Source organism: Xanthomonas sp. LMG 12460, from assembly GCF_009192895.1.
In the GTDB taxonomy this organism is placed as follows: domain Bacteria; phylum Pseudomonadota; class Gammaproteobacteria; order Xanthomonadales; family Xanthomonadaceae; genus Xanthomonas_A; species Xanthomonas_A sontii.
Genome location: NZ_NKUH01000136.1, coordinates 1 through 20,251 on the forward strand (window position 1 = coordinate 1; position 20,251 = coordinate 20,251).

General features: G+C 71.3%; 16 protein-coding genes and 1 pseudogene. 7 read left to right on the forward strand and 10 right to left on the reverse strand.

What is annotated here, in order from left to right; genetic code table 11:
• Positions 1-187: 187 nt before the first annotated feature.
• The 4 genes from CEK66_RS19755 to ptsP form a co-directional block, all read right to left on the reverse strand.
• On the reverse strand, positions 188-1,456 hold the full coding sequence (locus CEK66_RS19755) for a carbohydrate porin (protein ID WP_150408945.1): 1,269 nt from the start codon (positions 1,454-1,456) through the stop codon (positions 188-190).
• 92 nt (positions 1,457-1,548) lie between these two features.
• Complete coding sequence (locus CEK66_RS19760; RefSeq protein WP_152238024.1) at positions 1,549-3,273, reverse strand: fructose-specific PTS transporter subunit EIIC; 1,725 nt, start codon at positions 3,271-3,273, stop codon at positions 1,549-1,551.
• Between the two features lie 55 nt (positions 3,274-3,328).
• The gene (gene pfkB / locus CEK66_RS19765) at positions 3,329-4,282 is read right to left on the reverse strand and encodes a 1-phosphofructokinase (RefSeq protein ID WP_152238025.1); all 954 of its coding nucleotides are present in this window, start codon (positions 4,280-4,282) and stop codon (positions 3,329-3,331) included.
• Positions 4,279-6,789: a phosphoenolpyruvate--protein phosphotransferase gene (gene ptsP, locus CEK66_RS19770; RefSeq protein ID WP_152238026.1), complete on the reverse strand. Its 2,511-nt coding sequence runs from the start codon at positions 6,787-6,789 to the stop codon at positions 4,279-4,281. The genes pfkB and ptsP overlap by 4 nt, the downstream gene beginning before the upstream one ends.
• A gap of 162 nt (positions 6,790-6,951) precedes the next feature.
• On the opposite strand from ptsP, the gene CEK66_RS19775 reads away from it, so the two are divergent.
• Positions 6,952-7,932, forward strand: coding sequence for a LacI family DNA-binding transcriptional regulator (locus CEK66_RS19775; protein WP_152238027.1), 981 nt, complete (start codon positions 6,952-6,954; stop codon positions 7,930-7,932).
• A 77-nt stretch (positions 7,933-8,009) separates the two neighbouring features.
• Here the strand turns inward: CEK66_RS19775 and CEK66_RS20480 are convergent, their stop codons facing one another.
• Positions 8,010-8,186 (reverse strand): hypothetical protein, encoded by a 177-nt coding sequence (locus CEK66_RS20480; RefSeq protein ID WP_193312729.1) that lies wholly within the window; start codon positions 8,184-8,186, stop codon positions 8,010-8,012.
• 15 nt (positions 8,187-8,201) lie between these two features.
• Complete coding sequence (locus CEK66_RS19780; protein ID WP_017911090.1) at positions 8,202-8,525, reverse strand: hypothetical protein; 324 nt, start codon at positions 8,523-8,525, stop codon at positions 8,202-8,204.
• A gap of 364 nt (positions 8,526-8,889) precedes the next feature.
• On the opposite strand from CEK66_RS19780, the gene CEK66_RS19785 reads away from it, so the two are divergent.
• From CEK66_RS19785 to CEK66_RS19800, 4 genes and pseudogenes are all read left to right on the forward strand, one after another.
• A complete protein-coding gene (locus tag CEK66_RS19785) occupies positions 8,890-10,179 on the forward strand; it encodes a nucleotide sugar dehydrogenase (RefSeq protein ID WP_152238028.1) in 1,290 nt (429 codons plus the stop codon).
• Positions 10,180-10,329: 150 nt separating this feature from the next.
• Positions 10,330-11,952, forward strand: coding sequence for an FMN-binding glutamate synthase family protein (locus tag CEK66_RS19790; RefSeq protein WP_152238029.1), 1,623 nt, complete (start codon positions 10,330-10,332; stop codon positions 11,950-11,952).
• 21 nt (positions 11,953-11,973) lie between these two features.
• Positions 11,974-12,174 (forward strand): annotated as a pseudogene (locus CEK66_RS19795) (GNAT family N-acetyltransferase); the annotation flags it as partial.
• A 139-nt stretch (positions 12,175-12,313) separates the two neighbouring features.
• Positions 12,314-14,500, forward strand: coding sequence for a diguanylate cyclase (locus tag CEK66_RS19800; RefSeq protein WP_152238030.1), 2,187 nt, complete (start codon positions 12,314-12,316; stop codon positions 14,498-14,500).
• 31 nt (positions 14,501-14,531) lie between these two features.
• Here the strand turns inward: CEK66_RS19800 and CEK66_RS19805 are convergent, their stop codons facing one another.
• The 3 genes from CEK66_RS19805 to CEK66_RS19815 form a co-directional block, all read right to left on the reverse strand.
• A complete protein-coding gene (locus CEK66_RS19805) occupies positions 14,532-15,989 on the reverse strand; it encodes a serine hydrolase domain-containing protein (RefSeq protein ID WP_152238031.1) in 1,458 nt (485 codons plus the stop codon).
• Positions 15,990-16,129: 140 nt separating this feature from the next.
• Complete coding sequence (locus tag CEK66_RS19810) at positions 16,130-17,389, reverse strand: TIGR03862 family flavoprotein (protein WP_152238036.1); 1,260 nt, start codon at positions 17,387-17,389, stop codon at positions 16,130-16,132.
• A 13-nt stretch (positions 17,390-17,402) separates the two neighbouring features.
• Positions 17,403-17,846: an FKBP-type peptidyl-prolyl cis-trans isomerase gene (locus CEK66_RS19815; RefSeq protein WP_152238032.1), complete on the reverse strand. Its 444-nt coding sequence runs from the start codon at positions 17,844-17,846 to the stop codon at positions 17,403-17,405.
• Between the two features lie 67 nt (positions 17,847-17,913).
• On the opposite strand from CEK66_RS19815, the gene CEK66_RS19820 reads away from it, so the two are divergent.
• Both CEK66_RS19820 and CEK66_RS19825 read left to right on the forward strand, forming a co-directional pair.
• A complete protein-coding gene (locus CEK66_RS19820; protein WP_152238033.1) occupies positions 17,914-18,279 on the forward strand; it encodes a DUF6164 family protein in 366 nt (121 codons plus the stop codon).
• A 116-nt stretch (positions 18,280-18,395) separates the two neighbouring features.
• Positions 18,396-19,133, forward strand: coding sequence for a sulfurtransferase (locus CEK66_RS19825; protein WP_152238034.1), 738 nt, complete (start codon positions 18,396-18,398; stop codon positions 19,131-19,133).
• A 133-nt stretch (positions 19,134-19,266) separates the two neighbouring features.
• Here the strand turns inward: CEK66_RS19825 and CEK66_RS19830 are convergent, their stop codons facing one another.
• On the reverse strand, positions 19,267-20,073 hold the full coding sequence (locus CEK66_RS19830; RefSeq protein ID WP_152238035.1) for a glucose 1-dehydrogenase: 807 nt from the start codon (positions 20,071-20,073) through the stop codon (positions 19,267-19,269).
• Positions 20,074-20,251 lie beyond the last annotated feature (178 nt).

Genomic DNA, 20,251 nt, shown 5'->3' on the forward strand with positions numbered 1-20,251 from the left:
CATGCCGGGGCCTCGTGCGTTCAACGTGCCGCTATCGAGAGTGAATCATGTCGGCATCTGCGCGGATGGGTCGGTCTGCACTGATGCTGTCAGCGTCAGACCGCGCGCCGCGTCTGCACGCAGACTTTCAGGCCGCAGTCCGCCCGCCTTTGCGAATCCCCAATCCCGATTCCCGAATCCCGGCCCCTCAGAGCGCCCAGTCCAGCCGCAACCCAGCCACCAATGCATTGGGCAGGTCGCGAGTACGGGCCGGCTCGTTGAACTGGTCCGGGTGCACGATGTAGTGCAGGTTCGGGGCGATGCGCAGTTGCGGGGTGACCTGGATACCGTAGCTCAGTTCCATCATGGTCTGCGACCGGTGCGGGGTGCCGCTGCCGCCGGCCGCGGCGCGGGCCAAGCGCAGGTCTTCCAGGGCGTCGTCGCTGTAATGCTGCTGGGTGACGACGAAGGCGATGTTGTCCTGCGGGCGGCTGGCGAAGGTGCCGCGCTGGACCAGGCCCAGTTCCAGGAAATGATCTTCGATCAACTGCCCGGAGGTGCCCTTGAGCACCGAGCCGAACAGCACCAGCCCGCGATTGCTGTCCGGATCGGGGCGGGTGACCTGCTGTTCGAAGCGGAAGAACGCGCCGGAGCGGCCGCTGCGGGTGGCGTAGTCCAGTCCGCTCAGCCGCGCCGGGTTGCCGTTGCGGTCGTTGAGCGGATCGCGGTAGTCCGAATTGTCCTGCCAGCCGCCGAGCTCGTACATCGCCGGCAGGCGCGCGCCGCTGGCCTGGGTGCTGTAGCCGATCGCATACGGCACGATCACCCCGGTGCTGTCGTTGGTGCTCCAGTTGAGGCCGTGCTGGCCGCGTTCGGCCTGGATCGGGTTGACCTCGTAGGCGCCGACGTGGACGTAGACGTTCGGGGTCACCCAGGCCTTGGCATGCGCGGCCCAGCTGGACACCGGCCAGTAGGTGAAGTTGCTGGTGCGGAACACGAAGGTCGGGTTGCCGCAGGCCGAGTTGCCCTGGAAGTAGCCGCACAGCTCCGAGCCCAGGAAGTGGATGTTGGCCACGCTGCGGCCGGCCTCCAGTTCCAGGCGGTCGTTGAACAGCTTCTGGTCGATGGTGAAGTTGGCCAGGCGGGTGCCCTGGCCGCCGTAGATTTCCTGCACCGAGGTGCTGTTGCCGATGTTGCCGTTGGCCAGGTTGGTGCCGTGGCGATTGATGCCGTAGACCTTCAGCGTGGCGCCGTTCCAGCCCATCAGCCGTTGCAGGTCCACGTCGGTGCCGAACATCAGCTGCCCGGCGTAGGCGCTGCCCTCATGCTTGCCGCCGTCCAGCGACACGGCGCCTTCGCCGGTGTAGGCGAGCTTGAGCTTGAAGGCGTCGCTGGCGTCCTGGGCATGGGCCAGCGGTGCGGCGAGCGCCAGCGCCAGGGTGGCCAGGGGCAGGGACGAGACGAGGGGACGGGACATGGCGGAACTCCTCAGCAGGGAAAGGCCGGCGCGCCGCCAGCGGCGACGGGGGGAGGGGCATCGCGTGGCGACGCGCCGGCGCATGGACGGGATCAGGCGAGAACCGGCTTCTTCAGCACCCGCAGCGCCACCGCGGTGACCACGGTGCCTGCGAGCAGCGCCACCAGGTACATGCCCAGGTGGCTGACCGCGTTGGGGATCGGCAGCACGAACACACCGCCGTGCGGCACCTTCAGCTCGGCGCCGGCGGCCATCGAGATGGCGCCGGCCAGCGCCGAGCCGAGCATCAGCGCGGGGATGGTGCGCAGCGGGTCGCGCGCGGCGTACGGGATCGCGCCTTCGGTGACGAAGGCCAGGCCGAGCACGCCGGTGGCGGCGCTGCTGCCGCGCTCGTCCTGGGTGAAGCGGCTGCGGAACACCCAGGTGGCCAGGGCGATGCCCAGCGGCGGGGTCATGCCGGCGACCATGGCCGCGGCCATCGGCGTGTACACCTGGCTGGCGATCAGGCCGGTGGAGAAGGCATAGGCGGCCTTGTTGACCGGTCCGCCCATGTCGAAGGCCATCATCGCGCCCAGCAGCAGGCCCAGCAGCACCGCGCTGCTGCCCTGCATGCCGCGCAGCCATTCGGTGAGCCAGGCCAGCAGCTCGGCCACCGGCTGGCCGACCACGTAGAGCATGGCCAGGCCGACCAGCAGGGTGCCCAGTACCGGCAGGATCAGCACCGGCTTCAGGCCCTCGAGCGTGCGCGGCAGCTTGATCGCCCGGTTCAGCGCGGCCACCCCGTAGCCGGCGATGAAGCCGGCCAGGATGCCGCCGATGAAGCCGGCGCCGAGGTTGGCCGCGACCATGCCGCCGATCATGCCGGGGGCGATGCCGGGGCGGTCGGCGATGGAGTAGGCGATGTAGCCGGCCAGGGCGGGCACCATCAGGGTGAAGCCGGCCTTGGCGCCGATCTGGAACAGCGACCAGGCCAGCGTGCCCTTGTGCGCGTCGTCGAAGGCGTAGATGCCGCCGAGCGCGAACGCCAGCGCGATCAGCAGGCCGCCGGCGGTGACGAAGGGCAGCATGAACGACACGCCGGTCATCAGGTGCTTGTACGGGCCGGCGGAGCGGCCGCCCTGGGCCTTGGCCGGGGCGCTGCCGCCGGTGCCGGCGGCGTGCACGCTGGCCTCGGCCAAAGCCTTGCGGATCAGTGCCGGGCCGTCGTTGATCGCCGGCTTGGTGCCGCTCTTGAACAGGCGCTTGCCGCCGAAGCGGCCCAGGTCGACCTCGCGGTCGGCGGCGATCAGCACCAGGTCGGCGGCGGCGATCTCCTCGGCGCTGAGCGCGTCCTGCGCGCCGACCGAGCCCTGGGTTTCCACCCGGATCTGGTGGCCCAGCGCCTTGGCCGCCTGCTGCAGGCCCTCGGCGGCCATGAAGGTGTGGGCGATGCCGGTGGGGCAGGAGGTGATGGCGACAATGCGCTTGCCGGCGCCCTCGGTGCCGCCGACAGCGGCCGCGCCGGCGGTGGCGGTGGCCGCGGTCAGCAGCGGCGCCAGCACCGCGCCGGCATCGGCCAGCACCGCGTCCAGGCTGCTGCGCTGCGCGCTGCGGCCGGCGAAGCGGGCGGCATCGACGTCGCCGTCGCCGACCAGCAGCAGCGGCGCGGCGGTGGGAGCGGCGGCCAGGTCCAGCGGGGCGATCACGCCCTGCGGCGTGCGCACCTCGGCCTGCAGCGTCGCACCCCGCAGCGTGGCGGCATGGCGCAGCGCTTCGGCGGCGAGGACGGCTTCGGTACTGCGATCGCCGGCGGCGATCACCACGAGGATCGGATTCATGCGGGCTCCCGATGAGCGCAAGAGGACGCGGCGCACGGCAGCGACGCGGCGGAAGTCATGCCAGGGTCTCCACGCGGACCGCCGCGGCCAGCTCGGCCAGGCGCTCGCGCGGCAGGCGGCGGGCGACGCCGCTGCCCAGGGTGGCCACGGCGAAGGCGGTGGCCTGGCGCGCGCAGGTGGCCAGGTCGGCGTCGGCACGCAAGGCCGCGACCAGGCCGGCGACCATCGCGTCGCCGGCGCCGACGCTGCTGCCGCCGGTCAGCTGCGGCGGCTGCGCCAGCAGCGCCTGCTCGCCGCGCACGAACAGCGCGCCATCGCTGCCCAGCGACACCACGACCAGGCCGATGCCGCGCGCCAGCAGCGCGCGCGCGGCGCCGAGCAGCTCGGCGGTGCTCGCCAGCGGCGCGCCGGCCCATTCCTCCAGCTCGTGGCGGTTGGGCTTGATCGCGAACGGCAGTTGCGCGCGCGGGGCATCCAGGGCGGCGTGCAGCGGCGCACCGCTGGTGTCCAGCAGCACCCGCGCACCGGCGGCGGCGGCCTGCGCCTGCAGCTGCCGCCAGGTGTCCTCGGTCAGGCCTGCCGGCAGGCTGCCGCTGAGCACCACCGGCAAGCCGGGACGCAGCAGCTCGGCCAAGCGCGCGCCGACGGTATCGAGTTGGGCCTGGTCCAGGGCCAGGCCGGGCAGGTTGATATCGGTGGTGGCGCCGCTGTCGGCGGCGACCAGCTTGAGATTGCTGCGGGTGTCGCCGGGCACGCGCAGGCAACGGTCGTCGATGCCGCGGTCGGCGAACAGGGTTTCGAATACCGGCGCATTGCCGGCGCCGAGCACGCCGAGCGCGGCACAGCGCAGGCCGGCATCGGCCAGGCAGGCGGCGACGTTGATGCCCTTGCCGCCGGCGATGGCGTGGGCGCTGCGCGCACGGTGCACCTGGCCCGGTTGCAGCCGGTCGATCGCCACGGTCAGGTCGATCGCCGGATTCAGGGTGACGGTGACGGCATCGACGCTCATGCGCCGGCTCCGTCGAGCGCGCGCACCTCGGCCGCGCTTTCGCAGTCCAGCGCGCGCTGCGCCAGCGCCTGCAGCGCATCCAGACGGCTGCCGCGCAGGCGCGCCTTCACCGCGGGGATGTCGTTGGGCGTCATCGACAGCTCGTGCACGCCCAGGCCGGCCAGCAGGGCCGCGCCGAACGCATCGCCGGCCAGGCCGCCGCACACGCCGACCCAGCGGCCGTGGCGCGCGGCGCCCTCGACGGTGGTGCGGATCAGGCGCAGCACCGCCGGGTGCAGGCTGTCGGCCTCGGCGGCCAGGTCCGGGTTCTGGCGGTCGATGGCCAGGGTGTACTGGGTCAGGTCGTTGGTGCCGATCGAGAAGAAGTCCGCGTGTTTCGCCAGCGCATCGGCCTGGATCGCCGCGGCCGGCACTTCGATCATGATGCCCAGCGGCACCTCCGGCGCCTGCAGCTCCGCGCGCAGGCGCTCGCATTCGGCGCGCAGCGTCAGCAGTTCCGCCGCCGAGGTGATCATCGGGAACATGATCGCCAGGCGCGCGCCGTCCTTGGCCGCGCGGTACAGCGCGCGCAGCTGCGGTTGCAGCAGGTCGGCGCGGCGCAGCAGCAGGCGCGCGCCGCGCACGCCCAGGAACGGGTTGTCCTCGCGCGGCAGGTTCAGGTGCACGACCTGCTTGTCGCCGCCGATGTCCAGGGCGCGCACGATCAGCGCGCGGCCGTCCAGCGCCTGCGCCATCGCCGTGTAGGTGGCGTACTGCTCGTCCTCGCTGGGCGTGCTGCCGCGCTCCAGGAACAGGAATTCGGTGCGCATCAGGCCCACGCTCTCGGCGCCCTGAGCCAGCGCCGCGGCGACCTGTTCGGGCAGGTTGACGTTGGCGCCGATCTCCAGGCGATGGCCGTCCTCGGTCTGCGCCGGCTGGTTGCGCTGCTCGGCCTCGCGCGCACGCAGTTGCTGCTGTTCCTCGATATAGGCGCGGGCCGAGGCCAGGTCGGCCTCCGATGGCGCCAGGTACAGGCGGCCGCTGCTGCCGTCGACGATGACGGTGGCGCCGTCCTCCAGGTCCAGCAGGTCGGCGCCGCCGGCGACCAGCGCCGGCAGGCCGAGCGTGCGCGAGAGGATCGCGGTGTGCGAGGTCGGGCCGCCCACCGCGGTGGCCAGGCCGAGTACGCGGCCGGTGTCGAGGTTGGCGGTGTCCGACGGCGACAGGTCGTGGGCGAGCAGGACGCACGGCGCGGCCGGCAACTGCGCCAGGCTGCCGCCGGCCAGGCTCGGATCAAGGTGTGCCAGCACCCGGCGGCCGACGTCGCGCAGGTCGCTGGCGCGCCCGGCCAGCACCGCATTGCCCAGCGCCGAGAGCTTGTTGGCCAGGCGTTCGACCGACTGCTGCCAGGACCAGGCGACACCGTGGCCCTCGACCATGAGTTGGCAGGCCAGGGTGATCAGGTCGGTGTCGTTGAGCAGTTCGGCCTGGGCGCGGAAGATCGCCGCATCGCCGGCGCCGAGGCGGCGCCGGGTGTCCTCTTCGATGGCCTGCAGTTGCGTGCGGGTGCGCTGCAGGGCGTCGTGCAGCAGGGCGCCGCCGTCGCTCAGCGGCACCGGCGTGTCCGCCACCGCGACGTCGTGGCCGGCCAGCTTGTGCACCACACCGATCGCCAGGCCGGGGCTGGCGCCGATGCCGACGATGGCCGGCTTCGCCTGCGGCGGGGTCCAGCCGGCAACCGGCGCGGCGCGACGTTGCGCGGCGGCGTCGGCGTCGGCCTGCTCCTGCGCGGTCAGGCCGTCGATCACGCTGCGCAGCCGTGCCAGCGCCGCGGCGGCGTCCTGGCCTTCGGCCGAAATGGTCACGGTGTCGCCGGTGTGCAGGCCCAGCTGCAGCAGCGACACCAGGTTCTTGGCGTCGCCGACCTGGTCGCCTGCGCGCACCTGGATGCGGGCGGCGAAGCCGCGCGCGGTTTCCACCCAGCGCGTGGCCGGGCGCGCGTGCAGCCCGGTGGGGTAGCGCACGGTCCAGTCGAAGCGCTCGGCCAGGTCGCTGGCCGGCGCGGCGGGCGCAGTGGCGGCCGCATCCTCGCTCAGGGCGGCGACGATCGCCTGCGGGTCGTCGCTGGCGAACAGCGCCTCCAGCTTGGGCGGATCCTGGATCAGCCGGGTCAGGCGCCGCAGCACGGTGATGTGGGTGTCGGACTGGGCGGCGATGGCGACCACCAAGTGCGTGGTCTGGCCCGGGTTCCACTCCACGCCGTCGCGCAGCTGCAGTACCGCGATGCCGTCGCGGCGTACCAGGTGGCGGTCCTCGCCGGAGCAGTGCGGGATCGCCACGCCATGTCCCAGGAAGGTGTTGGCCAGCGCTTCGCGGCGCAGCATGCTGGCCTCGTAGGCCGGCGGCACGCAGCCGGCGGCGACCAGCAACTGCGCCGCCTGGGCGATCGCGTCGGCCTTGTCGTGGGCCTGGGCATCGACCCGGACCAGGTCGCTGGAAACCAGGGAGGAGGAGGGCGTCTGGGACACGCGGAGTCCTTGAAGGTGGGCGACGAGTGGGCGCAGTGTGGGAACGTTCCCAGTCAATCGTCAATGTGCAGTGCACAATTCTTTCGGAAAAGCCTGGTGCTACTATCTGGAGGCGCCACAAAGACAGGGGGTCGACATGGAAAACAAGCGGGAACGTTGCCAGTGAGCGTCAGCATCCACGACGTGGCGCGGGTCGCCGGCGTCTCGACCTCGACCGTGTCGCGGGCACTGGGCCACGGCCCGGTCAGCGAGGAGGTGCGGGCGCGGGTGGAAGCGGCGGTGCGCGAGACCGGCTACCGCCCCAACCTGATGGCACGGCGGCTACGCTCGCAGCACTCCGGGGTGGTGGGGCTGATCGTCGCCGACATCCGCAATCCGTTCTTCACCGCGGCCATTCGCGCAGTCGAGGACGTGGCCTACCGCGCCGGCATGCGCGTGATCCTGTGCAATACCGACGAGGATCCGCAGCGCGAGGCGCTGTATCTGCAACTGATGCAGGAAGAGCGGGTCAGCGGGCTGATCTTCGCCCCCACCCGCACCACCCAGAGCCAACTGGGCAAGTTGACCTTCGATCATCCGGTGGTGCTGCTGGACCGCGCCGGCAAGAGCGGTACGCACGACAGCGTGGTGCTGGACAACGCCGCGGCGATGGCGGCGCTGGTCGATCACCTGGTCGGCCGCGGCGTGCGCCGCATCGGCGGCCTGTTCGGCAAGACCAGCAGCACTGCCGCCGAGCGTCGCGACGGCTATCTGGAGGCGATGCGCGGGCACGGCCTGACGCCGGACTACCGCGAGGTGGCACCGAGCGCGGAGGCGGCGATCGCCGAGGTCCAGGCCTGGCTGGCGCAGGCGCCGCGACCGGACGCGCTGGTGGCCAGCAACAGCCTGCTGCTGATGGGCGCGCTGAAGGCCGCGCGCGGCGCCGGCCTGCGCATTCCGCAGGATCTGGCGCTGGCCGGCTTCGACAACGAAAGCTGGACCGACCTGGTCGAACCCGGCATCACCGTGATCGAACAGCCGGTGGAAGAGATGGGCCGCACCGCGATGTCGCTGCTGCTGGAGCGGATGAACGCGCCGACGCAGCCGACCCGCAAGGTGGTGCTCAGTGGCCGCTGCATCGTGCGCGGATCGAGCCTGCGCTGACCGTCGGCGTTCGGTGCGGTTGGGCAGGGGTGCCGCTGCGGCGACCGTGGTGTGCCGCAGCGGGAGTCTTGGCGTCCTTACTCGCTGCCGTCCGGTCGCGGGTAGTCGTGCTCGGGATCGGCGTGGTCGCGCTTGGGGTCGGTATCGGGTTGGTCGCGATCCTTCCACTGCGCGTCTTCGTTGTGGATCTTGTCCGGCGTGTGGCTGCGTTGCTGGGAGTCGTGGGCGTTGTCGCGGTTGGCGGGCGGGGACATGACGAACCTCCTGGATCAGGCGGGGGTGGGCGCCGGATCCGGATGGCGGTCGTGCTGCTCGGAGCCGTCGAGGCGCGCCCAGCAGGCGACGACCAGGGTTTCGGCATCGCTCCAGGCGATGCGCGGCCAGGGGTGTTCGGCGTCGTAGCGCTGACGCAGGCGCTGCAATCGCACGTCGTTGGATTCGCGCGGCAACTGCAGGAACACATCGCAGGCCATCTTGATCAGGCGCGCATGTTCGCTGAACGACTGCGACCCCAGTTTGCCCGCCGCGTGCAGCGCCTTCCAATGCGCCAATTCGGCTTCGACATCCACGAGCAGGCTCGGAGCGTGACTCACGCGAGTTCTCCTTGAGTGAGAGGAAAGAGGGAGGCGGAGGGTGCCCCCCTGGCAGCCACCGCTCCATCACCCTAGGCCGCGGCGCGTAAAGGTGAGGTGGTGCTCATGTGGTGTGCATGACAAGACGCGCACCTGCGCGGCGACAAAGCGTGATCTCGGGCGCCGACTTTCACACGCAGCGTTGTGAAGGAGGCCGACGCGGCGTGTGAATGCGAGGCGCGCATCTGCGACCCTGGCGTTCCGCCGAGCAATCTGGTCCGCGCCGCTGCAGCGGCTTACCATGCACGAGGTCCGCGTCCGCGGGCACCCCGTTTTCCCCTCACGCGCCGACGGCCGCCGCCGCTGGTGCCCGCAAAGGACTGGCATGCCCGTTGCTCCCGTGCTCGACTCCGCGCCGCCGCGCATCGCCGTGATCGGCCTCGGCTATGTGGGCCTGCCGCTGGCGGTGGCGTTCGGCGCTCGCCACGACACGCTCGGCTACGACATCGATGCGCAGCGCGTGGCGCAACTGCGCGACGGGCACGACCAGACCCTGGAACTGGAGGCCGAGGAACTGCGCGCCGGCGTGCACCTGCGCTACAGCGACGACGCGGCGGCGCTGCGCGACCGCAACGTGTACATCGTCACCGTACCGACCCCGATCGATGCGCACGAACAGCCCGACCTGCAGCCGCTGCGCCAGGCCAGCGAGTTGCTGGCCGGCGTGCTCAAGCGCGGCGACCTGGTGATCTACGAGTCCACCGTCTACCCGGGCACCACCGAGGAAGTCTGCGTGCCGCTGCTGGAGCAGGGCTCGGGATTGCGCTGCGACGTCGACTTCCATTGCGGCTACAGCCCGGAGCGGGTCAATCCCGGCGACCGCCAGCGGCGCCTGGCCGACATCCGCAAGATCACCTCGGGCTCGAACCCGGCCGCCGCCGATGCGGTGGACGCGCTGTATGCCGGCATCATCGCGGCCGGCACCTGGCGCGCGCCGTCGATCCGCGTGGCCGAGGCGGCCAAGGTGGTCGAGAACATCCAGCGCGACGTCAACATCGCCCTGGTCAACGAACTCGCCCTCATCTTCGACCGCCTCGGCATCGATACCCAGGACGTGCTGGACGCGGCCGGCACCAAGTGGAACTTCCTGCCGTTCCGGCCCGGCCTGGTCGGGGGCCACTGCATCGGCGTGGATCCGTACTACCTGCTGCACAAGTCCGAGAGCGTGGGCTACCACCCGGACCTGATCCACACCGCGCGCCAGGTCAACAACCGGGTCGGCGCGCATGTCGCCGCGCGGGTGCAGGCACTGCTGGCCGGCAAGGGCGTGGCGATGGCCGATGCGTCCGTGCTGGTGCTCGGCGTCACCTTCAAGGAGAACTGCCCGGACCTGCGCAACAGCCGCGCGCTGGAGCTGGTGCAGGCGCTGGCCGCGGCCGGCGCCCGCGTCGATGCCTGCGATCCCTGGGCCGATCCGCAGGCGGCGCAGACGCATGGCGTGGACCTGCTGCCCGAGCCGGTGCCCGGCCGCTACGACGCGGTGGTGCTGGCGGTGGCGCACGCGGCCTACCGCGACCTGGACGCAGCGCAGATCCGCGCGCTCGGCACGCCCGATCTGGTGGTCTACGACGTCAAGTCGGTGTGGCCGCGCGCGGCGGTGGACGACCGGCTGTAGCGCAGTTCTCGGGCGCGCGTACCGTCTGGTGTCACCGGCGCATTGGCATGCGCTGGCTGTACCTGCGCCAAGCGGCCCCGATGACGGTTGCAACGCCATGAGCGCGACACCCTCTACACTCGCCGGCTTACGACGCCTGCGAGGACCGCGATGCACCGCTACCTAGCCTATATCGCCAGCTGCGTGCTGCTGGCGCTGTCCATCGCCCTGTGCGCGATCTGGCCGCTGTGGGGCTGGGGCGTGGCCGCCTTCGCGGTGCTGGCGGTGCTGGGCACCGTGGACCTGCTGCAGACCCGCAGCACCCTGCGCCGCAATTATCCGATCCTGGCGCATTTCCGCTACGGCCTGGAATCGGTCGGCCCGGAGATGCGCCAGTACTTCCTGCAGAGCGACATCGAGGAGGCGCCGTTCTCGCGGCAGCAGCGCGCCCTGGTCTACCAGCGCGCCAAGAACGTGATGGACGTGGTGCCGTTCGGCACCCAGCGCAGCACCTACGCGCCGGACTACGAATGGATCAACCATTCGCTGGCCACCTGCGAGATCGCCGACCACGACTTCCGCGTCACCATCGGCGCCGGCTGCGCGCAGCCGTACGCGGCCAGCGTGTTCAACATCTCGGCGATGAGCTTCGGCGCGCTGTCGGCCAACGCCATCCGCGCGCTCAACGCCGGCGCGCGCCAGGGCGGCTTCTACCACGACACCGGCGAGGGCTCGATCTCGCCCTACCACCGCGAGTGCGGCGGCGACCTGGTGTGGGAGATCGGTTCGGGCTACTTCGGCTGCCGCGACGAGCGGGGGCGCTTCGACCCGCAGCGCTTCGTCGCCAACGCGACGCTGGAGCAGGTCAAGATGATCGAGGTCAAGCTCTCGCAAGGCGCCAAGCCGGGCCACGGCGGCGTGCTGCCAGCGGCCAAGGTCAGTGCCGAGATCGCCGCCACCCGCGGCGTCGCCATGGGCCAGGACTGCGTCTCGCCGTCGCGGCATTCGGCGTTCACCACGCCGCTGGAGCTGCTGCAGTTCGTGGCCCGGCTGCGCGAGCTGTCCGGCGGCAAGCCCACCGGTTTCAAGCTGGCCATCGGCCACCCCTGGGAGTGGTTCGCCATCGCCAAGGCGATGCAGGAAAGCGGCCTGTACCCGGATTTCATCGTCGTCGACGGCGCCGAGGGCGGCACCGGCGCGGCGCCGGCGGAGTTCATCGACCACGTCGGCGTGCCGATGCACGAGGCCCTGCTGCTGGTGCACAACACCTTGGTCGGGCTGGACATCCGCGAGCGCATCAAGCTCGGCGCCGCCGGCAAGATCACCAGCGCCTTCGATATCGCGCGCACCCTGGCGCTGGGCGCGGACTGGTGCAACGCCGGGCGCGGCTTCATGTTCGCGCTGGGCTGCATCCAGTCGCTGAGCTGCCACAGCGACCGCTGCCCGACCGGCATCGCCACCCAGGACCGGCGCCGCTGGCAGCACCTGGACCCCACCGACAAGGCCACCCGGGTCGCGCACTACCACGCCAACACGCTCAAGGCCCTGCGCGAACTGCTCAGCGCCGCCGGGTTGACGCATCCTTCGCAACTGGGGCCGGAGCACATCCTGCGCCGCATCTCGCAGGTGGAGATCCGCTCGCTGGCCTCGCTGTACCGCTACCTGGAGCCGGGCGAACTGCTGCGCACCGTGCCCGACCATGCGGTCTTCCACGATTACTGGGGCGACGCGCGCAGCGATTCGTTCCAGCCGCCGGAGAGGATCCGGCGCCTGCGCGACAGCAAGTCGCAATGAGCGAGGCGCCGTCGGCGCGGTTGCGGCCGGCGCCTGCTGCAGGCGCTGGAGCAGCGCCTGGCGCCGTGTCCGCGCATCCATCTCGCCGCGGCGCTGAATGCGGTGGCGTTCTACCTTGCGCAGGGCTATGCCGTGGTAAGCGAGGGAAGCTACCCGCATCCCTGCGGGATCGTCCTCGATTGCGTGTTCATGGAGAAGCGCGCCGCGCCGGCGGTGCCGTGAGGTAGGCATCCCACAACCGATGCGTTCTGACAGCGGCGGGGCAGGGCGTTCGCTTTTTTGCATCGCCGCATCGGTCACGCATGCTCGCCATCGCTGCCGCCGCCCGTTATCGTGCCGTTTCCTTCTCAGCGTGCCGCGCATGAATCAGCCCTCGGTCCCCGACGTCGTTCCCGCGCCGCTGCCCGTCGACGAAGCCGAGCGCCTGCGCGCGCTGGCCGAGCTGGGGATGCTGGACACTGCACCGGAACCGGCGTTCGACGACCTGATCTGGCTGACCAGCCAGTTGTGCGAGGTGCCGATCGCGCTGATTTCGCTGATCGACGAGCGCCGGCAATGGCTCAAGGCCAGTTGCGGCCTGCCTGCCGGCACCACCGGGTATCCGCGCGAGATGGCGTTCTGCACCTATGCCTTGCTGGAGCCGCAGTTGCTGGAGGTGCCGGACGCCACGCTGGATCCGCGTTTCGCCGGCAACCCGCTGGTGTGCGGCGCGCCACACCTGCGTTTCTACGCTGGCATGCCGCTGATCGGCGACCAGGGCTATAGCTACGGCACCCTGTGCGTGATCGACATCCGTCCGCGGCAGTTGGACGAACGCCAGCGCGAAGGTCTGCAGCGCCTGGCCAGGCAGGTCACCGCGCATCTGGAGGCGCGCCGCGATGCGCGCATCGCCCACGACCAGGCCAAGACGCTGAGCCTGCTGCTGGAAACCATGCCCGACGGCGTGGTGTCGTGCCAGGCCGACGGCACGCTGGGCGAGTTCAACCAGGTGGCGCGGCAGTGGCACGGCGCCGATCCGCGCGCCTTGCCGCCCGAACAGTGGGCGAAGTACTTCGACCTGTTCGACGCCAGCGGCCAGCGGCTGCTGACCAGTGACGAGGTGCCGCTGGTCCGTGCCTGGCGCGGCGAATCGGTGCGCGATGCGGAAATGGTGATCGCCGCCAAGGGACAACCGCCGCGCAGCGTGCTGTGCAATGCGGAACGGCTGGAGGGCGGCGATGGGCGCAGCCTGGGCGCGGTGTGCGTGATGCGCGACGTCAGCGTCGAACGCGCGGCGTCGCATGCGGCGCTGCTGGCCGGGCAGCGTTTCTCCGGCGCGTTCTCGGCGGCCGCGCACGGCATGGCGCTGGTGTCGCTGGAAGGGCACTGGCTGGACGTCAACGACGCCTTGTGCGCGATGCTCGGCTACAGCCGCGCGGAGCTGCTGGAACTGCGCTTCCAGGATTTGACCCATCCCGAGGACCTGGCCGAGGACATGGAACAGGTGGCTGCGTTGATCGCCGGCCGCCGCAGCGACTACCGCAGCGAAAAGCGCTACCGCCATCGCGACGGCCATACCGTGCGTGCGCGTCTGTCGGTGTCGCTGGTGCGCGACGAACAGCGGCGCCCGCTGCATTTCGTCACCCACATCCAGGACATCACCGAGCAGCACCTGGCCGAACACCGCCTGCGCGACAGCGAGGCGCAGTTGCGCACCATCGCCGACAATGCGCCGGCGCTGATCGCCTATCTCGACCGCGACCTGCGCTACCAGTTCGTCAATCGGCCATATGCGGAGTGGTTCGCGCTGGCACCGGAGCGCATCGTCGGCCGCCGCCTGCACGAGGTGCTGGATCCGCAGCAACTGGCCCTGCTGCAACCTCACCTGCCGGCGGCGCTGCAGGGCGTGCCGGCGCAGTTCGACGCCGAGCTGTGCGATGCCACCGATGCGTTGCGGATCATGCATTTCAGCCTGATTCCGGACGTGGCGCTGGCGCCGCAGCGGATCGGCCTGCATCTGATGATCAGCGACATCACCGGGCAGACCCGGTTGGCGCGGCTGCTGGAAGAGCGCGCGCTGCGCGACGAACTGACCGGGCTGCCGAACCGGATGGCCTGGAACCAGACCCTGCGGCGGCGCATGAACGAGCGCCGTGGCCAGGGCCAGGTGGCGGTGATGTTCCTGGATCTGAACGACTTCAAGAGCGTCAACGACCGTTTCGGCCATCACGTCGGCGATGCGCTGCTGGTGCACTTCGCGCGGCTGCTGCAACGTTGCCTGCGCGGGCAGGACAGCATCGCGCGGTTGGGCGGCGACGAGTTCGTGGTGCTGCTGGAAGGCCTGGCCGACGCCAGGCGCGAAGTGCTGGCGGCCGCGGCGCGGATCATGGAGGCGTGCACGGACGGCTGCGAGGTCAGTGGTCGGCACCTGCCGTTGCAGCCGAGCATCGGCATCGCCGTGCAGGCCGGGCCCGGTTTTGATCCGGTGCTGCTCACCCAGCGCGCCGACGAGGCCATGTACGTGGCCAAGCGCGATCCGCAGGCGCGGGTGCAGATCGCAACCCTCTGAGCGCGGTCCGCCGGCGCGATGCCGGCGCTGGCTACGGTGCGGTGTCCGCGGCCACGCGCCGGAACGGATAGTGACCGCCATCGGCGTCGAGCGTGCCCTGGTCGGCATCGCCGGGCGTATCGAAGCGGATGACGATGTCCTGCGCGCTCAGGAAGAACGCGTGATCCGACGCGGGAATCAGTGGGTAGGCCTGATCCTTGCGCAGTTCCACCAGCAGGCGGCCCTGCGCTTCGCGGATCCGGAACGTGCCCAGCTCGGGGATGGCGAAGCTGCCGACGAAGCGCCGTTGCGCGGCGATGTCCACGGCGATGGCGGTACGCCGGATCGGCTGGAAGTCCGGCCAGGCATAGGCCGCGGCGACGGCGCGCACGATCTCCAGACCCAACTGGTAGCCCTGGTCACCGTTACTCAGCACCACGGCGCCATCGCATCCTTGCGGATACACCACCAGCGTGGCCTTGTAGCCGGCGTTGGAACCGTCGTGATAGACGTACTTGCGCGCGCTGGCGCCGCCGATGTTCAGGCCCAGGCCGTAGCCGTCCCGCACCGGGGTCATCATGGCGCGGGCGCTGGCGGCGGACAGCACGCGGCCGCGGCCGGCCTGCGCAGCGCACAGTTCGATCGCATAGCGCGCCAGGTCCTGCGCGTTGGTCCACAGGCCGGCCGCGGCCAGTTCCGGGTAGGTGTGCGGGCCGCCTGCCACCAGCGCGCCATTGGAATCGTGCGGTTGCGCCGCGTGCGCCAGATCGCGTGCGGGCAGCGGTTGGCGGAAACTGCTGGCGCGCATGCGCAGCGGCGCCAGCACGCGCTGCTGCAGCAGCGTTGGAAAGTCCTGCCCGCCGACGTCGATCAGCAACTGCTGCATCACCGTGTAGCCGCCGCCCGAATAGCGGTAGCGCACCCCGACCGGCGCCTCCACCCGCACCGGCGCCGAGTTCGCGGGCGCCTGGCCGTCGAGCACCTGCTGCAGGGTGGGGACGGCGGCGCCGCGGGCGTAGCCATCGAAACCGTGCACGCTGGTGCCGGCGGTGTGCGACAGCAGTTGGCGCAGGGTCACCGGATGGTCGTGGCTGTCGGCGGAATCGGGCAGGGTCCACGAGGTCAGTCGCGCATTGACCGGGGCGTCCAGCGCCACGCGTCCGTCCTGGACCAGGGACAAGGCCGCCATCGCCGCCACCGGCTTGCTCACCGAGCCAGCCTGGAACAGGGTCCTGGCATCGACCGCAGCGCCGCCAGTGGCGGTGACGCCATAGCCCTTGGCCCAGGCGACGCGGCCGCGATGGATCACCGCGATCGCCACGCCCGGCACGTGCAGCGCGTCCATCTGATCGAGCAGCGACAGCTGCGCGCCTGCCTGGTTCTGGATGACGACGGCCGGCAACAGGCCTTGCTCGACCTGCCGGATCTTCGGGCTGGTGCTGGGCGCGGCGCTCGCGGCCACGACGTTGCCGGCCAGGCCAAGTGCGCAGAACAGGATCGATGGACGCATGCGTCGCTCCAGGCGGGAGGTGAGCTGGAACCGCGAGACAGCCGCGGTCGCCACGTCCGTGCAGGAATACGTCGTGCGGCCACGACGACGACAGGCCCGAAGGTCACTGGCCATTCCGGCCAGTCGCGTGCCGGCGCCGCTCAGCGCGTGGCGCGTTGCAGCCAGGCCACCGCGCCGCGCCCGGCGCGCACGCCGCTGGCGAAGCACGCGGTGAGCAGGTAGCCGCCGGTCGGCGCTTCCCAGTCGAGCATTTCGCCGGCGCAGAAGGTGCCGGGCAGTGCCCGCAGCATCAGCTGCGCATCCAGCGCTTCCAGGCGCACGCCGCCGGCGCTGCTGATCGCCTCGGCCAGTGGGCGCGGGCGCAGCAGGGTCAGCGGCAGGCGCTTGAGCGTGGCCGCGGCCAGCGCCGGATCCTGGCCGGCCTGCTTGCCGAGGATCTCGAACAGCAGCGCCGCCTTGACCCCGTCGATGCCGGCCTGGCGGCGCAGATGCTCGCCGAAGCTGCGGCCGCTGCGCGGCTTGCCCAGTTCGGCCTGCAGCCGCGGTAGATCCCGGCCGGGCGCCAGGTCCAGCCACAGCGTGGCCGGGCCGTGCGCGGCGATGGACTCGCGCAGGTCCGCGGCCAGCGCATAGATCAGGCTGCCTTCGATGCCGTGTTCGCCGACCACGCATTCGCCCTGCAGCGACTGCGCCTGGCCCTGCGCATCGTGCCAGTGCGCGACCACCGGCTTCAGCGGCGCGCCGGCGTGGCGTTCGCGGAAATAGGCGCTCCAGTCCACGTCGAAGCCGCAGTTGGCCGGCTGCAGCGGCGCGACCTCCACACCGCGCGTGCGCAGCGTGTCCTGCCAGGCGCCGTCGGAACCGAGTTGCGGCCAGCTGCCGCCACCGAGCGCCAGCACGCAGGCATCGGCCTGCACGCGCTGCTCGCCGTCGGCACCGGCGAAACGCAGCGCGCCGTCCGCGTCCCAGCCCAGCCAGCGCTGCTGCACGTGGAAGCGCACGCCTGCGTCCTTCAGCCGCCGCACCCAGCCGCGCAGCAGCGGTGCGGCCTTGCGATCCAGCGGGAACACCCGGCCGGAGCTGCCCACATAGGTCTCCACGCCCTGCGCCTGCGCCCAGGCGCGCAGCGCGTCGGCATCGAAGTCGGCCAGCCACTCGCCGACCGCCGTCGCGCGCTCGCGATAGCGCGCGACGAAGCGCTCGAACGGATCGGAGTGGGTCAGGTTGAGGCCGCCCTTGCCGGCGATCAGGAACTTGCGTCCCACCGAGCCCTTGGCCTCGTACACGTCGACCTCGGCGCCGGCGGCGCGCGCGGTCTCGGCGGCGATCAGCCCCGCCGGGCCGCCGCCGACGATGGCGAGGCGGCCGCGCACCGGCGCGGCATGCTTGCTGGCGGGCATCGGCGCAGTCGACTCAACGCGGCTGGACATCGAGCAGTTCGACCTCGAACACCAGCGAGGCGCCCGGCGGGATCACCCCGCCGGCGCCGCTGTCGCCGTAGCCGTAGTCCGACGGCAGCATCAACAGGCGTTTGCCGCCCACGCGCATGCCGGCCACGCCCTCGTCCCAGCCGCGGATCACCTGGCCGCCGCCGAGCACGAAGCTGAAGGGCTGGCCGTGGTCGGCGGAGGCGTCGAACTTCTCGCCGCGCTTGTCCTTGGCGTGCTCGTCGTACAGCCAGCCGGTGTAGTGCACGGTAACGCGGCTGCCGGGGCGAGCCTCGGCGCCGTCGCCGACCCGCTCGTCGGTGGCCTGGAACGCGGCGATGCTGCCGCCGGGCGGCGGACCCGGCGGGGTGCAGCCAATCAGCAGCCACGCCGGCAACGACAGGCTCAACAGCAGCAGGATTCGGCGCATGCGGGACGTCCACGGCGGGCAGGGCGTGCAAGGGTAGCGCATCGCCGCAGCGGCTATCATGCGGCGCATGGCCAAACTGCTGCTCAATCTGCGTCACGTGCCCGACGACGAACGCGCCGAGGTCTGCGCGCTGCTCGACGCCGCCGGCATCGGCTACTACGAAACCCGCGCCGGCACCTTCGGCATCTCCGCCGGTGGCATCTGGTTGCGCGAGGACGCCGAGCAGGCGCGGGCCAAGGCGCTGCTGGCCGAGTACCAGGCCCAGCGCGGCGAACGCGCCCGCGCCGAGCGCGCCGCGGCGCTGCGCGACGGCAGCGCGGAGACCTTCGCCAGCCTGCTGCGGCGGCGCCCGCTGTTCGTGCTGGCGACGCTGCTGGGCATGCTGCTGGTCGCCTCGCTGGTGCTGCTGCCGTTCCTGTTGCTGCGCGGCTAGCGGCGACGCTGGCGCTTGGGGGCATGCCTCGACGCGCTTCGCCGAAGCGCCGGTGCGCGGGAGGCGCGGACCGTGCTGCTGCAGCGGTCGTGCGTCGCAGGCTCTAAAATGCGCCGATGATCGCCAACACCGCCGCCTACCACTTCGTCGCCATCGCCGACCCCGACGCGCTCGCCGCGCAATTGCACGCCTGGGCGCAGGACGGCGACCTGCGCGGCACGGTGCTGGTGGCGGGCGAGGGCATCAACCTGTTCCTGGCCGGCACGCCGGCGGCGATCGACGGCTTCTACGCGCAGCTGCGCGCCGACCCGCGCTTCGCCGATCTGCGCATCAAGACCAGCCCCAGTGCGCAGCAGCCGTTCGCGCGGCTGAAGGTCAAGGTCAAGCCGGAGATCATCAGCTTCCGCCGCGACGCCGCCTCGCCGCTGGAGGCGGCGCGCGCGCCGGCGGTGGCGCCGGCCACGCTGCAACGCTGGTTGCGCCAGGGCCACGACGATGCCGGCCGGCGCGTGGTGCTGCTGGATACGCGCAATGCGCAGGAAGTGGCCTACGGCACCTTCGCCGGCGCGCTGACCCTGCCGATCGTCAAGTTCACCGAGCTGCCGGAAGCGCTGGCCCCGCATCGCGCGGCGCTGGCCGACGCCACCGTGGTCAGCTTCTGTACCGGTGGCATCCGCTGCGAGAAGGCCGCGCTGTGGATGCGCGCCGACGGCATGGACAACGTGCTGCAGCTGGACGGCGGCATCCTCGGCTACTTCGAGGAAGTGGGTGGCGAAGGCTACGACGGCCGCTGCTTCGTCTTCGACGAGCGCGTGGCGCTGGATCCGCAGTTGGAGCCGATGGTGGGCGGCTGATTGCCGCGGGATTGGGGATTCGGAATTGGGGATTGGCAAAGGCGGGTTGCTGCCAGCTATGCACGTGGCCCGTCAGGTAAGGCAACACCCGCTTTAACGAATCCCCAATCCCGACTCCCCAATCCCCACGCCCTCAGGCGTACTGCATCTTGCGCGTCATCCCGCCATCGACCACGAACTCCTGGCCGGTGATGAAGCCCGCCTGCGCCGACAGCAGATAGACCGCCAGCGCGCCGATGTCCGGTGGCGTACCGACACGACCTACCGGATGCTGTGCATGGTCCTGTCGCGACAGCTTGGGCGTGCGTCGCGCGTTCGGCTTGCGCCAAGCGTCGGTGGCGATCCAGCCGGGGCTGATGCAGTTGACCCGCACCGCCGGCCCGGCGCTGATCGCCAGCGCGTGAGTGAAGGCCACCAGTCCGCCCTTGGACGCGGCGTAGGCCTCGGTGTCCGGTTCGGACTGCTGCGCGCGGGTGGAGGCGATGTTGACGATGGCGCCGCCGCCGTGGCTGTCGCGCAACGCCGGCAGGGCATGTTTGCTGCACAGGAATGCACCGCCCAGGCTCGCCCCCAGCCGCCGGTTCCATTCGCGCAGCGACAATTGCGCCAGCGGGCCGGTATGCGGATCGGCGATCCCGGCGTTGTTGACCAGTCCATCGATGCGGCCGAACCGGGTCAGCGCGGCATCGACGAAGCGGCGCACGCTCGCTTCGGCGGCCACGTCGACGCGACGGAACAGCAGGCGTTCGCCAACGTCCAGCTCGGCCACGCAGGCACGCCCGGCATCGGCATCGAGATCGCCGAACACGACGTTGCCGCCAGCGCCCAGCACTGCCTGCACCACGCCGCGGCCGATGCCCTGGGCGCCGCCGGTGACCAGCACCACACGGTCGCGTAAGGGCAGGGCTGGGACGGGGGCGGGCGATGGAATCAGCGGCATGGCGGCGACCAGGAGAAAGCAGGGGGCGCCAGCGTAGCCGGCGCACCGTGCAACCGGCGTGGTAGCGCCGTAGTGCAGTTCGCCAAAGCCCCTCTCCCCTCGGGAGAGGGATTGGGGTGAGGGTACGGCGCGCAGCGCTCGCGCGGATTTGGCGACACGAGGCTTCGCCCGTACCCTC

Bases quoted from the DNA above. Each gene is read 5' to 3' on its own strand.
- CEK66_RS19785 (WP_152238028.1), top strand. From the start codon at position 8,890: ATGCCCGTTGCTCCCGTGCTCGACTCCGCGCCGCCGCGCATCGCCGTG.
- CEK66_RS19815 (WP_152238032.1), bottom strand. From the start codon at position 17,846: ATGCGCCGAATCCTGCTGCTGTTGAGCCTGTCGTTGCCGGCGTGGCTG.
- CEK66_RS19825 (WP_152238034.1), top strand. From the start codon at position 18,396: ATGATCGCCAACACCGCCGCCTACCACTTCGTCGCCATCGCCGACCCC.
- CEK66_RS19810 (WP_152238036.1), bottom strand. From the start codon at position 17,389: ATGCCCGCCAGCAAGCATGCCGCGCCGGTGCGCGGCCGCCTCGCCATC.
- CEK66_RS19820 (WP_152238033.1), top strand. From the start codon at position 17,914: ATGGCCAAACTGCTGCTCAATCTGCGTCACGTGCCCGACGACGAACGC.
- CEK66_RS19755 (WP_150408945.1), bottom strand. From the start codon at position 1,456: ATGTCCCGTCCCCTCGTCTCGTCCCTGCCCCTGGCCACCCTGGCGCTG.
- CEK66_RS19800 (WP_152238030.1), top strand. From the start codon at position 12,314: ATGAATCAGCCCTCGGTCCCCGACGTCGTTCCCGCGCCGCTGCCCGTC.
- CEK66_RS19830 (WP_152238035.1), bottom strand. From the start codon at position 20,073: ATGCCGCTGATTCCATCGCCCGCCCCCGTCCCAGCCCTGCCCTTACGC.
- CEK66_RS20480 (WP_193312729.1), bottom strand. From the start codon at position 8,186: ATGTCCCCGCCCGCCAACCGCGACAACGCCCACGACTCCCAGCAACGC.
- CEK66_RS19760 (WP_152238024.1), bottom strand. From the start codon at position 3,273: ATGAATCCGATCCTCGTGGTGATCGCCGCCGGCGATCGCAGTACCGAA.
- CEK66_RS19805 (WP_152238031.1), bottom strand. From the start codon at position 15,989: ATGCGTCCATCGATCCTGTTCTGCGCACTTGGCCTGGCCGGCAACGTC.
- CEK66_RS19790 (WP_152238029.1), top strand. From the start codon at position 10,330: ATGCACCGCTACCTAGCCTATATCGCCAGCTGCGTGCTGCTGGCGCTG.
- pfkB (WP_152238025.1), bottom strand. From the start codon at position 4,282: ATGAGCGTCGATGCCGTCACCGTCACCCTGAATCCGGCGATCGACCTG.